At 73.9% G+C, this 15,587-nt stretch carries 9 protein-coding genes; 5 read left to right on the top strand and 4 right to left on the bottom strand.

What is annotated here, in order from left to right; genetic code table 11:
* The first annotated feature begins 65 nt into the window (after window positions 1-65).
* From fdhD to pulA, 5 genes are all read left to right on the top strand, one after another.
* Window positions 66-1,022, top strand: coding sequence for a formate dehydrogenase accessory sulfurtransferase FdhD (fdhD, locus tag CLV34_RS07755; RefSeq protein WP_100349665.1), 957 nt, complete (start codon window positions 66-68; stop codon window positions 1,020-1,022).
* Window positions 1,019-3,394, top strand: coding sequence for an FdhF/YdeP family oxidoreductase (locus CLV34_RS07750; RefSeq protein ID WP_100349664.1), 2,376 nt, complete (start codon window positions 1,019-1,021; stop codon window positions 3,392-3,394). Before fdhD ends, CLV34_RS07750 begins: the two co-directional genes overlap by 4 nt.
* Window positions 3,395-3,893: 499 nt before the next feature.
* Window positions 3,894-4,829 (top strand): DUF559 domain-containing protein, encoded by a 936-nt coding sequence (locus CLV34_RS07745; protein WP_100349663.1) that lies wholly within the window; start codon window positions 3,894-3,896, stop codon window positions 4,827-4,829.
* A 316-nt stretch (window positions 4,830-5,145) separates the two neighbouring features.
* Window positions 5,146-7,083, top strand: coding sequence for an ABC-F family ATP-binding cassette domain-containing protein (locus CLV34_RS07740; RefSeq protein ID WP_100349662.1), 1,938 nt, complete (start codon window positions 5,146-5,148; stop codon window positions 7,081-7,083).
* Window positions 7,084-7,174: 91 nt separating this feature from the next.
* Window positions 7,175-10,702 (top strand): pullulanase-type alpha-1,6-glucosidase, encoded by a 3,528-nt coding sequence (gene pulA, locus CLV34_RS07735; protein WP_100349661.1) that lies wholly within the window; start codon window positions 7,175-7,177, stop codon window positions 10,700-10,702.
* A 24-nt stretch (window positions 10,703-10,726) separates the two neighbouring features.
* Here the strand turns inward: pulA and CLV34_RS07730 are convergent, their stop codons facing one another.
* The 4 genes from CLV34_RS07730 to CLV34_RS07715 all read right to left on the bottom strand — a co-directional run bounded on the left by CLV34_RS07730 (window position 10,727) and on the right by CLV34_RS07715 (window position 15,202).
* Window positions 10,727-11,671 carry a 4-(cytidine 5'-diphospho)-2-C-methyl-D-erythritol kinase gene (locus CLV34_RS07730; protein ID WP_100349660.1) on the bottom strand — a complete coding sequence of 315 codons (945 nt, stop codon included), beginning with the start codon at window positions 11,669-11,671 and terminating at the stop codon, window positions 10,727-10,729.
* On the bottom strand, window positions 11,668-12,609 hold the full coding sequence (gene rsmA, locus CLV34_RS07725) for a 16S rRNA (adenine(1518)-N(6)/adenine(1519)-N(6))-dimethyltransferase RsmA (RefSeq protein ID WP_100349659.1): 942 nt from the start codon (window positions 12,607-12,609) through the stop codon (window positions 11,668-11,670). The genes CLV34_RS07730 and rsmA overlap by 4 nt, the downstream gene beginning before the upstream one ends.
* Window positions 12,610-12,629: 20 nt before the next feature.
* Complete coding sequence (locus tag CLV34_RS17200; RefSeq protein WP_170044615.1) at window positions 12,630-13,940, bottom strand: resuscitation-promoting factor; 1,311 nt, start codon at window positions 13,938-13,940, stop codon at window positions 12,630-12,632.
* A 320-nt stretch (window positions 13,941-14,260) separates the two neighbouring features.
* Entirely contained in the window at window positions 14,261-15,202 is a 942-nt protein-coding gene (locus CLV34_RS07715; RefSeq protein WP_100349658.1) for an aggregation-promoting factor C-terminal-like domain-containing protein, read from the bottom strand.
* Window positions 15,203-15,587 lie beyond the last annotated feature (385 nt).

Raw genomic sequence — 15,587 nt, 5'->3', positions numbered from 1 at the left:
CCTCGCAGTGCGGGAGGGCGGCTCGTCGTTGCCTCGGCCGACCGGGGGTGCTAGGCCTGGGTGTCATGAGTCGTGTGACCGTTCGTCGACGTGTTGTCAGGGTGCGGACCGATCCCCCGGACGGGGTGTCCGTGTCGCGCCGCGAGGACGTCCTCGCGGCGGAGGAGCCGCTCGAGATCCGGGTGGGCGGGCGCCGGCTCGCCGTCACGATGCGCACGCCGGGGCACGACATCGAGCTCGCGACGGGTTACCTCGTGGCGGAGGGCGTCGTGGGCGGCGCTGCCGACGTCGCGACGGCACAGGTGTGCGCCGGTACACCGGGCGAGCCGAACATGTACAACGTCGTGGACGTCCGGCTGGCCGCCGGTGTGCCGGGGCCGTCCGCGAGCCTCGAGCGCAACGTCCTGACGACGTCGGCGTGCGGTCTGTGCGGCCGGACGAGCATCGACGCGGTCCGCACCCGGTCGGCGTTCGAGGTCCGGGACGACGACGTCCGCGTGGCACCCGACCTGCTCGTGACGTTCCCGGACCGGCTGCGCGCCACCCAGGCGGTCTTCGAGAAGACGGGCGGGCTGCACGCCGCCGGCCTGTTCGACGCGGCGACGGGCGAGCTGCTCGTCGTGCGTGAGGACGTCGGCCGCCACAACGCCGTCGACAAGGTGGTCGGCTGGGCCCTGACGTCAGGTCGGCTGCCGCTGCGCGGCACGGTCCTCATGGTGTCCGGGCGGGCGAGCTTCGAGCTGACGCAGAAGGCGTACACCGCCGGGATCCCCGTGCTGGCCGCGGTGTCGGCGCCGTCGTCGCTCGCGGTCGAGCTCGCCGAGGACGTCGGGGTCACGCTCGTCGGCTTCCTGCGCGGTGGGTCGATGGTGGTGTACGCGGGCGAGCAGCGCGTCCTCGACGACGCCGGCGACCCGTCGCACGACGGCGCCGACGCGCGCGTGCACGTGCACGACAACCCGCCCGACCCGTCGTCCGCCGCTCCCCCGGAGCGCACCCCCCGCACCGGAGCCGCCGCATGAGCACGAACACGCACCCCACGCCGCAGGGCACGTCCGAGCCGGGCGTCCCGCGCGCGGCGGGAGCCCCCGAGGAGGGGCCGGACCCCGAGGTGCGTCCGCCGCGGCAGTGGGCCGCCGGCGTGCCCGGCATCCTGCACGCGCTCGACCCGTCGCTGCACGGCATGGGCGTCGCCCGGTCGGCCAAGCTGCTGCTGCGCATGAACCACCAGCACGGGTTCGACTGCATGAGCTGCGCCTGGCCCGACCCGGACCGCCGCAAGGCCGCCGAGTTCTGCGAGAACGGCGCGAAGGCTGTCAACTGGGAGGCCACGCCGCTGACGATCCACCCGGCGTTCTGGCGCGACAACCCCGTGTCGTCGCTGCGCGGGCGCACCGAGCACTGGCTCGGCCAGCAGGGACGGCTCGTCGACCCCGTGTACAAAGCACCGGGGTCCGATCTGTACACGCCCGTCACGTGGGAGCAGGCGTTCTCGATCGTCGCCGACCACCTCACCGCGCTCGACACCCCCGACCAGGCCGTCTTCTACACCTCCGGCCGGGCGTCCAACGAGGCGGCGTTCGCCTACCAGCTCTTCGTCCGCGCCTTCGGGACCAACAACCTGCCCGACTGCTCCAACATGTGCCACGAGTCCACCGGCGCCGCGATGGGCGACACCATCGGCGTCGGCAAGTCCACCGTCCTGTACGACGACTTCGAGCAGGCCGACCTCATCGTGATCATGGGGCAGAACCCCGGCACCAACCACCCCCGCATGCTCACGGCGCTCGAGGACGCCAAGGGCAAGGGTGCGCAGATCGTCGCCGTCAACCCGCTCCCCGAGGCCGGGCTCCTGCGGTACAAGAACCCGCAGCGCCCTCGCGGGATCCTCGGACGCGGTACCCAGCTCGCCGACCAGTTCCTCCAGGTGCGCCTCGGCGGCGACATGGCGCTCCTCCAAGCCGTCTCGAAGCGGGTGCTCGACGCGGAGGACGCCGCCCCCGGCACCGTCCTCGACCACGCGTTCCTCGCCGAGCACACCACGGGGCTCGACGCCCTGCGCGCACACCTCGCCGCACTCGACGAGGACGAGGTCCTGCGCGCCACGGGGCTACGCACCGAGGAGATCGACGAGCTGGCGGACCGGTACCTCGCCGCCGACCGCGTCATCATCACCTGGGCCATGGGGCTCACCCAGCACAAGAAGGCCGTCCCCACCATCAAGGAGGTCATCAACCTCCTCCTGCTGCGCGGGAACATCGGCAAGCCCGGGGCCGGGGCGTCCCCCATCCGCGGGCACTCCAACGTCCAGGGCGACCGCACCATGGGCATCTGGGAGCAGATGCCCGCGAGCTTCCTCGACGCGCTCGACGCCGAGTTCGGCATCACCGTCCCGCGGCACCACGGGCTCGACGCCGTCGACTCGATCCGCGCGCTCGCCGACGGGCGGGCCAAGGTGCTGTTCGCGCTCGGCGGGAACCTCGTCGGCGCGATCTCCGACACCACCGCCGCCGAGGCCGCGGTCTCCCGCGCCGCGCTGACAGTCCAGGTCTCGACCAAGCTCAACCGGTCCCACGCCGTCACCGGCGACGCCGCCCTGATCCTGCCGTGCCTCGGCCGCACCGAGATCGACCGGCAGGGGTCCGGCGAGCAGTTCGTGTCCGTCGAGGACTCCGTGTGCGCCGTGCACGCCTCGCGCGGCGCCGTCGAGCCCGTCGGACCGAACCTGCTCTCCGAGGTGGCGATCGTGTCGCGGCTCGCCCGCGAGGTGCTCGGACGCCGGCCGCAGGGCGACGGTCCGGTCGACTGGGCCGCGTTCGAGCGCGACTACGACACGATCCGCGACCACATCGCGGCCGTCGTGCCCGGGTGCGAGGACTACAACGCGAAGATCCGCCGCGAGAGCGGGTTCGTCCTGCCCCACGGCCCGCGCGACTCGCGCACCTTCCCGACGTCCGACGGCAAGGCGCACCTCACCGTGAACGCGCTCGAAGCCATCGACCTGCCGGCCGGACGCCTGCTCCTGCAGACCGTGCGCGCCCACGACCAGTTCAACACCACCGTCTACGCGCCGAACGACCGGTACCGCGGCATCAAGCACGGGCGTGCTGTCGTGTTCGTCAACCCCGACGACCTCGCCGACCTCGGGCTCGCCGACGGCGACCGCGTCGACCTGCACGGCGAGCACACCGACGGCGTCGACCGCGTGCTGCCCGGGCTGCGCGTCGTCGCGTACCCGAGCGCGCGGGGGTGCGCCGCCACGTACTTCCCCGAGGCGAACGTGCTCGTCCCGCTCGACGCCGTCGCGGAGACGTCGAATACTCCCGTGTCGAAGGCCGTCGTCGTGCGGCTCGAGCGCGCCCCCGAGCCCGCGGTGGTCCCGGCGCCGGCATGACGCGCGCTCACGAAGGCGCCGCCCGCCCTTCGCGTTCGTGACGCCACGCACCACAGCCCTCCCGCGACCCACCGCCCGCCCTTCGCGTTCGTGACGCCACGCACCACAGCCCTCAGCCGGGGGTGGGCGCGGAGTCGTCCGGACACCTCCTGATCGGCCTTCCTGCGCGATCCGTGTTGCGGGGACTGCCGGAGGGGGTCGTGTTGCGTGACGTCACGAACGGCCCTCGACACGGCAGAGCTCTGGTGCTCCGCGTCACGAACGCGCCGGTCACCGCGGCGGGCCCGAGCATTCACGTCGGCGCCGCGCGCTCCCACGAGGGGTCGCGGGAGAGGGTCCCGGGACACGATCGCCACGAGAGCGCGGGCAGGACTCCTGGCGCAGACCCCCGGCGAGACGACGTCCGACGCCCGTGCACAGACCCCCCGCGCGCTGGGGTCATCCCCAACGGGTCGTCGGGGCGCGGCGGCGGACGACGCTCCCGTGGCACAACGGTGCGATGCCACCCCGCCGGCCCACTCTCCAGACGCTGCTGAGCTCGACCGTCCTCGCCCGCCTCCGGGACCTCGGCGGGGCGGCGGCGCACCGCGACCTGGTCCGCGACGACGCCGAGCGGAACACGCTGCGCAACCTCGTCCGCGCCGGGCTCGTCGTCCGGGCGGCCCGCGCGACGTACACACTGCCCGGGACGCACGCCGCCGTCGTCACCGCGGCACGGTTCGGAGGCCACGTCGACTGCGTGACCGCGGTCGCGATCCACGGGATCGAGCTCATCGACGCGCCACGAGAGACGCACCTCGCCGTCCCCCTGGACAAGAGCTGCAGCCGCTGGCCTCGGGCGGAGCTCGCCGTCGTCCGACGCCACCGCACCCACCTGCTCGCACAGGCGCCCGACCAGCTCGCCCCGGTGCAACCCCTCGCCCACGCACTCGCGCGGGCACTCGTGTGCCGCCCGCGCGACCAGGCCGTCGAGGCGGTCGACCTCGCCCTGAAGGACGACCTCGTGACGAAGGCCGACGTCGCGCGGTGCCTGGCGCCCAACGCACCCCGTGCGGCGTGGACCGCGCTCGCCCTGGCGGACGGACGCGTGGACTCGGGCCTCGAGACGCGCGCGCGTCTCGCGCTGGTCGACGCCGGCTTCGCGCCGGTGCCGCACGTCGTCCACGTCGGCGTGGGCGAGGTGGACCTGCAGGTCGAGCACGTGATCGTCGAGTGCGACGGCTTCGAGTACCACTCCCGTCGCGGTGAGTACCGCGAGGACCGGCGGCGCGACCGCGAGCTCGTCGCACGGGGGTTCGTGGTCCTGCGCTTCACGTTCGAGGACGTCATGGGCGACCCGACGATCGTGCCCCGGGCCGTGCGGGCCGCTCTCGCCGCACCCGACCGCACAGCGGTGGCCCGCATGGCGACGCTCCCCGTCCCGGCGCGTTCGTGACGCCACGCACCACAGCAGCCGGCGAGCGCCCCCGCAGCCGGCGTGGGGACCGCGCCATCTCGCCCGAAGACCTCCCACGGACGCCGACCGCGCCGCAGCTCGGGTGCTCCACGTCACGAACGCGGCGCGACCGCGTGGCGGCTCCGGCGGTGTGCGTCACGAACACACCGCGCACGGGCGTGCGCGGGACGGGTGCGAGCGCGACGGGCGCAAGCGGGGCGACGCGGGGCGCGCGCCACCAGCGGGCGGGGGCTGCAGCAGGGCGGTCGGTGCACGGTCGGCCGGGCGGGCGCGACGTCGCGACTACCCTTCTGGGGTGGCGCATCTACTCGGGGGCGAGTCCCTCCACGTCGAGTTTCCGACCAAGGTCGTCCTGGACGCCGTGACCGTGGGCGTCGAGGACGGCGACCGGATCGGCATCGTCGGACGCAACGGTGACGGCAAGTCGACCCTCCTCAACCTGCTGGGCGGACGCGCCGAGCCGGACGCGGGCCGGGTGACGGTCCGGCGGGACGTGCACGTCGGGATGCTCGACCAGTCGGGCGAGATCGACCCCGACCTGACGGTCCGCCACGCCGTCGTCGGCGACCGCGAGGAGCACGAGTGGGCGTCGGACGCCCGCATGCGCGACGTCGTGACGGGGCTCGTCGCGGACCTCCCCTGGGAGGGGCGGGTCGGTGACCTGTCCGGTGGGCAGCGTCGTCGCGTGGGCCTGGCGAACCTGCTCGTGGGCGACTGGGACGTCCTGATCCTCGACGAGCCGACCAACCACCTGGACGTCGAGGGCGTGACGTGGCTGGCGGAGCACCTCAAGCGTCGCTGGTCGTCGAACCAGGGTGGCCTGCTCGTGGTGACGCACGACCGCTGGTTCCTCGACGAGGTGTGCACCGCGACGTGGGAGGTGCACGACCAGATCGTGGAGCCGTTCGAGGGCGGGTACGCGGCGTACGTGCTGCAGCGCGTCGAGCGCGACCGGCAGGCCGCGGTGGTCGAGCAGAAGCGTCAGAACCTCATGCGCAAGGAGCTCGCGTGGCTGCGCCGCGGCGCACCGGCGCGCACGTCGAAGCCGCGGTTCCGGATCGACGCGGCGAACCAGCTCATCGAGGACGTCCCCCCGATCCGCGACGCGGTCGAGCTGACGCGCCTGGCGACGAGCCGCCTCGGCAAGGACGTCGTCGACATCGTCGACGTGTCGGTCTCGTACCCCGGGCCGCCGGCCGCGGACGGTTCCCCCACGCCGGACCGCGAGGTCCTGCGCGACGTGACGTGGCGCATCGCGCCGGGCGAGCGGACGGGCATCCTCGGCGTGAACGGCGCGGGCAAGTCGACGCTGCTGGGCCTGGTCACGGGTGCGCTCGACCCGACGTCCGGGCGGGTCAAGCGCGGCAAGACCGTCAACGTCGCGACGCTCACGCAGGAGCTCGCCGAGCTGAAGGACGTGGGCCGCGAGCGCGTGTCCGACGTCGTGGGCCGCAAGCGGACGACGTACCAGGTCGGTACGGGGTCGAGCGCCCGCGACCTCACACCGGGGCAGCTCCTCGAGCGTCTCGGGTTCACGAGCGCGCAGCTCCAGACGCCCGTCCAGGACCTCTCGGGCGGCCAGCGCCGCCGCCTGCAGCTGCTGCTGATCCTGCTCGACGAGCCGAACGTCCTCGTCCTCGACGAGCCGACGAACGACATGGACACCGACATGCTCACCGCGATCGAGGACCTCCTCGACTCGTGGCCGGGCACCCTCATCGTGGTGTCGCACGACCGCTACCTGCTCGAGCGCGTCACCGACCAGCAGTACGCCATCTTCGGCGGACGGTTCCGCCACCTGCCGGGCGGCGTGGACGAGTACCTCCGCCTGCGCGCCGCCGACCCGGTGCGCACGGGGGCGGAGGGTGTCGGTGGCGGGGACGTCGAGGGCGGTCCGGGGTCCTCGCGTGCGGGTCGTGGCGGGTCTGGCGGGAGCGACCGAGGTACGAGCGAGCGGATGGTAGACCCGCACGCGGGGACCCCGGCCCGCCCGTCCACGCCCGCGCTGTCGGGGGCCGCGCTCCATGCGGCGCGCAAGGAGATCGAGTCGATCGACCGGCGCCTGACGCGGCTGCAGAAGGACATCGACGGGCTGCACGTGTCGATGGCGGAGCACGACCAGTCGGACTTCGTGTGGCTGGGCGAGCAGACGGGCGCGCTGCGTGATCTCGAGGAGGAGGTGGCCTCGCTCGAGGAGCGGTGGCTGGACCTCTCGGAGCAGGTCGGGGGCTGATCCGGGGGTTGCCGTGGCCGGGTGACGCTCCTAGGGTTGCAGAAGTCTTGCGCAATGACGTGCAACTTGCAGCCGACTCGAAGGAGAGCCGATGTCGCCCGCCCGACCGTCCTTGACCCCACCGGGGACGTCCCCGCACCCCGACGGGCCAGCCCGAGCCCGCACGCCACTGTCGGACGACCGAACGGCTGCGGGCCTCCGGACGCGCCGGCTCACCGCAGTCCTCGCGGGTGCGGCCCTCGCCGTCTCCCCGGTCCTCCCCGCGGTGGCGGGCGCGGCGGCGGCGTCCGCGGACGCGCTCCTCGTGACCGTCCCGGGGTCGCACCAGACCGAGATGGGCTGCGCGTCCGACTGGGACCCGTCGTGCACGGCGTCCGCGCTCGCGCAGCGCCCGGACGGCGACTACTCGGCCGACTTCACGATCCCGGCGGGCTCGTACGACTACAAGGTCGCGGTCGGCGGCACGTGGGACGAGAACTACGGCGCGGGCGGCGCGGCCGGTGGCGCCAACATCTCGTACACGACGTCGGGCGGCACGGTCGGGTTCTTCTACGACCCGGCGACGCACTACGCGCAGTCGACGGCGTCGGGCCCGATCGTCACGGCGGCCGGGTCGTTCCAGTCCGAGCTGGGCTGCTCGGGCGACTGGGCGCCGGACTGCCTGCGCTCCTGGCTCCAGGACCCGGACGGCGACGGCGTCTACACCTTCACGACGACGGCCCTCCCGACCGGCAGCTACGAGGTCAAGGCGACCGAGGGCCTCGGCTGGGACGTGAACTACGGCGAGGGTGGCGCGCCGGGCGGCGCGAACATCGCGTTCAGCGCCACGGCGGGCAAGGCGACGACGTTCGCGTACGACGCGGCGACGCACGTCCTGACCGTCACGGTCGCGGACCCGCCGCTGCCGGGCACGGGCCAGCAGCGCGCGCAGTGGGTCGACGCGACGACGCTCGCCTGGCCGGCGGCCCTGCTGGGCGGCGGGGAGGCGACGGACCCGTCGCAGCAGACCTGGGCGCTGCACACCGCCCCGACCGGCGGCGTCAGCGTGCAGGACGGCGCCGTGAGCCTCCCGGACGACGGTGCCTCGTACGGGCTCGTCCGGGATGCGCGCGGGCTCACCGCGAAGCAGCTGAAGCGCTTCCCCGCCCTCGCCGGGTACACGGCGCTGCACCCGGTCGATTCACGCGGCCACGCGCTGTCCCGCAGCACCGTCGAGCGCGTGCTCCGGGGCCAGCTCGCGGTCTCGCAGGCGTCCGCGGACGGCACCCTGTCGGCGTTCACGGGCGTGCAGGTGCCGGGCGTGCTCGACGACCTGTATGCGGCGCGCGCCACGCAGCGCACGCTCGGCGCGACCTGGACCGACCAGACGCGCGGCCCGCGCGGCACCCGCACCACGACGCCCGACCTCGCCGTCTGGGCGCCGACCGCCCGCGACGTCGACCTGCTGCTCTGGGACGCGGGCGCCACGGGCGAGCCGCGGCGCGTGCCGGCGGTGCGCCGGTCCGACGGTGCGTGGACGGTCCACGGCGCACCGTCGTGGCAGGGCAAGGAGTACCTCTGGGACGTGCGCGTCTACGTGCCGGGCACCGGCACGGTCGAGGACAACCAGGTGACGGACCCGTACTCGGTCGCGCTGACGACGGGCTCGACGCGCACGGTCCTCGTGGACCTGGACGACCCGGCGCTCGCGCCGAAGCAGTGGCGCACGACGGCGTCGCCGACGATCGACGACCCGGCCCAGCGCACGATCTACGAGCTGAGCGTGCGGGACTTCTCGGCGACCGACACCACGGTCCCCGCGGCCCTGCGCGGCACGTACGACGCGTTCGCGACGAGCAGCGCGGGCACGAAGCACCTGCGGGACCTCGCCGCGGCGGGTCTCAACACCGTCCACCTGCAGCCGACGTTCGACTTCTCGTCGGTCCCGGAGGACCGCGCGGCGCAGAGGTCGCCGGACTGCGACCTCGCGTCGTACCCGGCGGACTCCGACCAGCAGCAGACGTGCGTCACGGCGGTGGCCGCGGACGACGCCTTCAACTGGGGCTACGACCCGCTGCACTACGCGGCGCCGGAAGGCTCCTACGCGGTGCACCCGGACGGCGCGAGCCGCACGACGGAGTTCCGCACCATGGTGGGCGCGCTGCACGCCGACGGACTGCAGGTCGTGCTCGACCAGGTCTTCAACCACACGTCGGCCGCAGGCCAGGACGCGAGGTCCGTGCTGGACCGGGTCGTGCCGGGCTACTACCAGCGCCTCGACGCGAACGGGAACGTCTACACGGCGACGTGCTGCTCGGACACCGCGACCGAGCACGCCATGATGAACAAGCTCATGGTCGACTCGGTGGTCCTGTGGGCGAAGGAGTACAGGGTCGACGGGTTCCGCTTCGACCTCATGGCCTTCCACTCGGTGCAGACGATGACGGACGTCCGGAAGGCGCTGGACCGGCTCACACTGCGCCGTGACGGCGTCGACGGCAAGGCCGTGTACCTGTACGGGGAGGGCTGGAACTTCGGCGAGGTGGCCGACGACGCCCTGTTCACGCAGGCGTCGCAGGGCCAGCTCGGCGGCACGGGCATCGGCACGTTCTCGGACCGGCTGCGTGACGCGGTGCGCGGCGGCAGCCCGGTGGACTCCTCGACGGTCCGGCAGCAGGGCTACGGCTCGGGCCTCGCGGGCGCACCGAACGGCGACGCGTCGAACGGTGACGCGGCGGCGCAGGCCGCCCGGCTGGGCCACGACGAGGACCTCGTGAAGCTGGGGCTCGCGGGCAACCTCGCGGACTTCTCGTTCACGACGTCGGACGGCACGGTCAAGAAGGGCTCTGCGATCGACTACGACGGTCAGCCGGCCGGGTACGCGGACGAGCCCGACGAGGTGGTGAGCTACGTCGACGCGCACGACAACCAGTCGCTGTTCGACACGCTGACGACGAAGCTGCCGCAGAGCACGACGATGGCGGACCGGGTCCGGATGCAGGACCTCTCGCTCGCCACGGCCACGCTCTCGCAGTCCCCGTCGCTGTGGCTCGCCGGGTCGGACCTGCTGCGCAGCAAGTCGCTCGACGGCAACAGCTACGACTCGGGCGACTGGTTCAACGCGATCGACTGGTCGGGCCGGACGAACGGATTCGCGAAGGGCCTGCCCCCCGAGGCCGACAACGGTGCCCAGTGGCCGCTCATGAAGACCCTGCTCGCCGACCCCGCGCTCGACCCGGCTCCCGCCGACATCGCGCGGTCCACCGCCGTCGCGCAGGACGTCCTCCGCCTCAAGCGGTCGACAGACCTGTTCAGCCTGGGCAGCGCGGCGCAGATCGAGAAGAAGGTGACGTTCCCCGTGACGTCCACCCCGGGCGTCGTCACGATGCGCATCGACGACACGCGCGGCAAGGACGCGGACCGTGCGCTCGACGGCGTGCTCGTCGTCTTCAACGCCGGCACGACGACGGCGACCGAGCGCGTCGCGGGTCTCGCAGGGACGCGCCTCACGCTCTCGCCGGTCCAGGCGCGGGGCGCGGACCCGGTCGTCCGGCAGACGACGTGGGACGACCGCACGGGCACCGTGACCGTCCCCGCGCGGTCGTTCGCGGTGCTGGTCCAGCCGTCCGGCCGCCGGTAGCCTCAGGACGCCTCGGGGGCCCGGTCAGACGACCCGTGCCCCCGGGGCGTTGCCCGTCGCGGTGAGCACGGCGTCGGCCGTCCCGGACGCGGTCCACGACGCGGCGATCGCGAGCGCGTGCTGCCGGCTGCGCGCGAGCGCGGCGACGGTCGGGCCCGACCCGGAGACGACGACGCCGAGCGCGCCCGCGTCCCGGGCGACCTCCATCGTGAGCCGCAGGTGCGGGGCGAGCGCGAGCGCCGGCTCCTGGAGGTCGTTGTGCAGCAGCTCTCCCAGGCGCGCGGGGTCGCCCGCGCGCAGGGCCTGCATGAGGGGCGCCTCGTCGTCGAGCTCGGGCTCCGGCGGGACCTCGCCGCGCTCGGCCACCCGGTCGTCGAACGCACGGAACACGCGGGCGGTCGACAGCCCGTCGTCGTTCACGGCGAGCGCCCAGCAGTACTCGCCCCGCACGAGGGCCGGGGTGAGCAGGTCACCACGACCGGTACCGACGGCCGTGTGACCGAGCAGCGCGAACGGCACGTCCGCCCCGAGCCGTCCACCGAGGTCGAGCAGGTCGTCCCGGTCGAGACCGGCGTCCCACAGGGTGCTGCACGCGAGGAGCGCGGCGGCGGCGTCCGCGGAGCCGCCCGCCATGCCGCCCGCGACGGGCACGCCCTTGTCGAGGCGGAGCCGGACGTCCGGGTCGACCCCTGCCCGCTCCGCCACGAGCTCGGCAGCCCGCCAGGCGAGGTTCGTGTCGTCGACGGGCACCCGCTCGGCGTGCTGGCCCCGCACCTGGATGCTGATGCCCGCGCCGACGGGCGCGGCGCTCGCGGTGACGTCCTCGTGGACGGACAGCGCCTGGAAGATGTTGACGAGCGGGTGGTAGCCGTCGGGCTGCACCGGGCCGACGCGGAGCGACAGGTTGACCTTGCCGGGCGCGCGGACCGTGACAGCGAGGTCGGGCGCCGCGGACAGGTGCGCGTTCACGCGACCCCGTCCTGTCCGTCGGCGGGCGTGCCTGCAGGGGTGCCGGCCGGGGCGTCGACCGGGGCGTCGGTCGGGACGTCGGCGTCGAGCAGCGCCTCGGCGATGCGGGCGAAACCGTGGACGTCCACGGTCTCCCCGCGCGCCTGCGGATCGATGCCGGCGCGCACGAGCGCCCGCTCGGCGGCGGCGCTCGAGCCGGCGTGCCGTGACAGGGCGGCGCGCAGCGTCTTGCGGCGCTGCGCGAAGGCCGCGTCGACGACCGCGAACACCTGCTCGCGCGTGGCGCGCGTGGTCGGCGGCTCGCGCCGTTCGAGGGCCACGAGCGCGGAGTCCACGTTGGGCACGGGCCAGAAGACGCTGCGGCCGACCGTCCCGGCGCGGTGCGCCTCGGCGTACCAGGCGGCCTTGACGGACGGGATGCCGTACGTGCGGCTGCCGGGCGGGGCGGCGATGCGGTCGGCGACCTCGGCCTGCACCATGACGAGCACGCGCTCGAGCGACGCGAACCGCTCGAGGAACGTCAGGAGCACGGGCACGGCCACGTTGTAGGGCAGGTTGGCGACGAGCGCGGTCGGCGGCTCGCCGGGCAGCTCCTCGACCCGGAGGGCGTCCTGCAGGACCACGGTGAGGCGCTCGGACAGGCCGTCGCCGCGCCCTGCGACGGTGTCGGGGAGCTGGCGCGCGAGCACCGGGTCGATCTCGACGGCGACGACGTCCGCGCCCGCCTCGAGCAGGCCGAGCGTCAGCGACCCGAGCCCTGGCCCGACCTCGACGACGCGCTCCCCCTCGCGCACGCCCGCGGTGCGCACGATCTTGCGGACCGTCCCGCCGTCGTGCACGAAGTTCTGCCCGAGCGTCTTCGTGGGGCGGACGCCGAGACGCCCCGCCAGGTCCCGGATCTCGGCGGGTCCCAGCAGGGCGCTCGGTGGTGTCGTCATGACACCGGAGCCTACCGGCGTCAGAGGAGGCCCAGCTTGGCGGCGCAGGCGGGCCACTGGCCCCAGCCGGAGCGCGCCTGCAGCTTCTGGGCGAGCGCGGTCTGCTCCGCGGCCGACGCGTCGGTCGGCAGCCCGGAGCCGCCGAGCGAGTGCCACGTCTGCGGCGTGAACTGGTAGAGGCCGTAGTACCCGGCCGGGTTCACGGCCTTCGGGTTGCCCCCGGACTCGCACCGCGCGAGCGCAGCCCAGACGCCCGAGGTGGACGCGCCGCCGCCGGACGACGACGAGGACGACGACGACCCGGACGACGACGAGCTCGACGACCCGGACCGCGTGGACGACGACGAGGACGAGGACGACGACGACGTCGCCGCGGGCTGCTCCACGACGACCGGGCGCTCCTTGGTCCCGGTGGTGACGATCTTCGCGACGGGCTTGCGCGTCACGCCCTTCGACGCGACGGTCGTGGACTCGACCTTCCCGTCGACGGTGACCAGGCGGTAGGTCGTCGTGTAGACGCCCTTCGTGCCGGCGCGCGTGACGACCGCGGGCAGGTCCTCGTACCGGCCCGCGTCGGTGCGGTGGACGGTGCCGTACGCGATCGGCCGCGTGACCTTCCGGGTCGTGCGCTCGACGCGCTGGACGACCAGGTGGACGCTGCCGTCGCCGCCCGTCGCGGGTTCGACGGTCACCCGGTCGAGCGTGCCGACCTGGATGCCGAGGTCCTGCAGCACGGCCTGCGCGCCCGCGGAGGCGTCGGCGACGTGACGGGTGACGCCGTCCGCGACGACCGTGACGGGGCCGTCCGCGGCCAGCGGGATGCCGAGCGCGGTGCGACCGCCGGACTGCGAGCGGTTCGCCACGAGGGACACGTCGTCGCCGCGGTGCGCGAGCGCCCCGAGCGCCTCGTCCGCGTCGAGCGCGGTCGTCCACACGACGCTCTTGTCGCCGTCGACGTCGATCGTCACCTGGTGCCCGTAGCGGACCACCACGTCGGTGCCCTCGCGCAGCTTCGTGGCGGGGGCGGGCGACACCACGTCGTGGTCCCCGAGCGTCACGTGCTGCTGGTCGAGGAGGTCCTGGACGGTGCCCGCGAACGTGGAGACGTCGTCCGTCGAGCCGGCGAGGTCGAGCTGGACGGTCTTGTGCTGGGCGGCGTAGACCGCGCCCCCGCTGACGAGCACGGCGGCCGCGGTCCCGGCGGCGATCCAGGGCCACCGGCGGTGGCGCGCCCCCGTCGGGCCGGCGGGCGCGGTGGCGGCGGGAGGGGTGGCCTCGGTGGGTCGCGGAGCGTCGGGCTGGGCCGGCGTCGGCAGGGTCGGAGTGGTCACGCGGGTCCTGTCCTGGTGGTGTCCGGGCACGGGGGACGGTCTCGTCAGGCCCCAGAGAGGGGCCGCGGTGCGGTGCGCACCGACGAGGTCACGAGGCCCCGCGGCCGCCCCGGGGGGCGGTGCTGCGGACGTCGTACCGCCCAGCCGATCCGGCTGTCGCTCGACGACCGTAACCGATTCGTGATCGTCCGCAAACTCCCCCGGCAGAATCTGTCGGCGATGCCCGAAAAGACGTTCTCCCGTGTTTTCCGGCGTTCTCGCACGAAAAAGGGAACGCGCCGGGCGGCGCGTTCCCCTTCTCGTCAGCGGCCTCTCGCCGGTCAGTACCAGCCCGACCGGTGCGAGTGCGCGAGCGCCCCGCAGGGGCTGCCGTAGCGGCCCTTGATGTAGCCGAGGCCCCACGAGATCTGCGTCTTCGGGTTCGTCTTCCAGTCCGTGCCCTTGGTCGACATCTTGTTGCCGGGCAGCGCCTGCGGGATGCCCCACGCGCCGCTCGAGGCGTTGTGCGCCGACACGCGCCAGCCCGACTCGCGGTTCCACAGCGAGACGAGGCACGTGTACTGGTGCGTGCTCCATCCCTTGCGGCGGACCATCTCACGGCCCACGGCGCGCGAGTACGCGACGGTCGCCTTGCGCGGCGTCTTGCGCGTCCCGACCACGACCACACGGTCCCGGGCGGTGCTGCGCACCGAGACGGTCCGGCGCTTCGAGACCTTGCCGTCCACGAGCGTCACGCTCTGGACGGTCGTGCGCACGCCGTTGCGGCCGCTGCGCTGGAGGACCTTGCCCAGGCTGGCGTAGCGGTGCGCGTCGTGCCGCGTGACGGTCTTGTAGTGGACGAGCTTGCGCGTCGTCTTCTTGGTCGCGGTGACCCGCTTGACCGTGATCTGCGCGACCGCGCCCTCACGACGGTCGGCCCAGGTGGCCGGCCCGATGTACACGAGATCGTTCGAGTCCCGGTGCACGCCGTGCGCGGAGAGCACGGCGCCGACGGACCAGCTGGTCGACGTCACGTAGCTCTTCTTCCACCCGGCGGCGACGAGGCGGACCTTCGCCCCGGAGGGCAGGCTGCGCGACGTCGAGGTGCGCACGGTGTGGGACACGACCTGGTGCGGCGACGTGGTGGCGCTCGCTGCGGTCGTCGTGCCGGCGAAGGAGGGGGCGCTGACGGCGACACCGCCCGCCGCGGCGAGCGAGACGGCGGTCGCGACACCCGCGATGCGGCGTCCGGGGCGCGCGAGGGCGCGAGGGAGGAAAGTCATGAGGGTCCTGAGGTAGTGGCACCCGGGCACGGCGGACGGCGGCACTCCTGGGTGCTCGATCACCGATGACGCGTGGCTCCCGCTGGCGCGGGTCACCCGGTCTCGTCGGCGCAGCGCCGCCCGTGGCCCCTGGCGTGGGACCGCTCCCGGCGGCGGACCTGCTGGTCCCGTCCCGCCGATCCGGCGGTCGTTCTCGGTGCCTCCACCGTGCCACGACGAAATGCCTCGACCCAAATGACGGGGGCCCCGGAACGTCCGATTCCGCGTGCATTTCCGACGATATCCACGGGCACCCTTTCACCGCCTCCACACACGAGGTCACCAACACGCCCGAGGACGTCCGCGGACGCTCACGACAGCCGCGGAGACGCACGGAGCGCCCCCG

The sequence above is a fragment of the Luteimicrobium subarcticum genome (assembly GCF_002798015.1).
GTDB classification, from domain to species: Bacteria; Actinomycetota; Actinomycetes; order Actinomycetales; family Cellulomonadaceae; genus Luteimicrobium; species Luteimicrobium subarcticum.
This window is presented reverse-complemented; position numbering and strand designations above follow the sequence as displayed.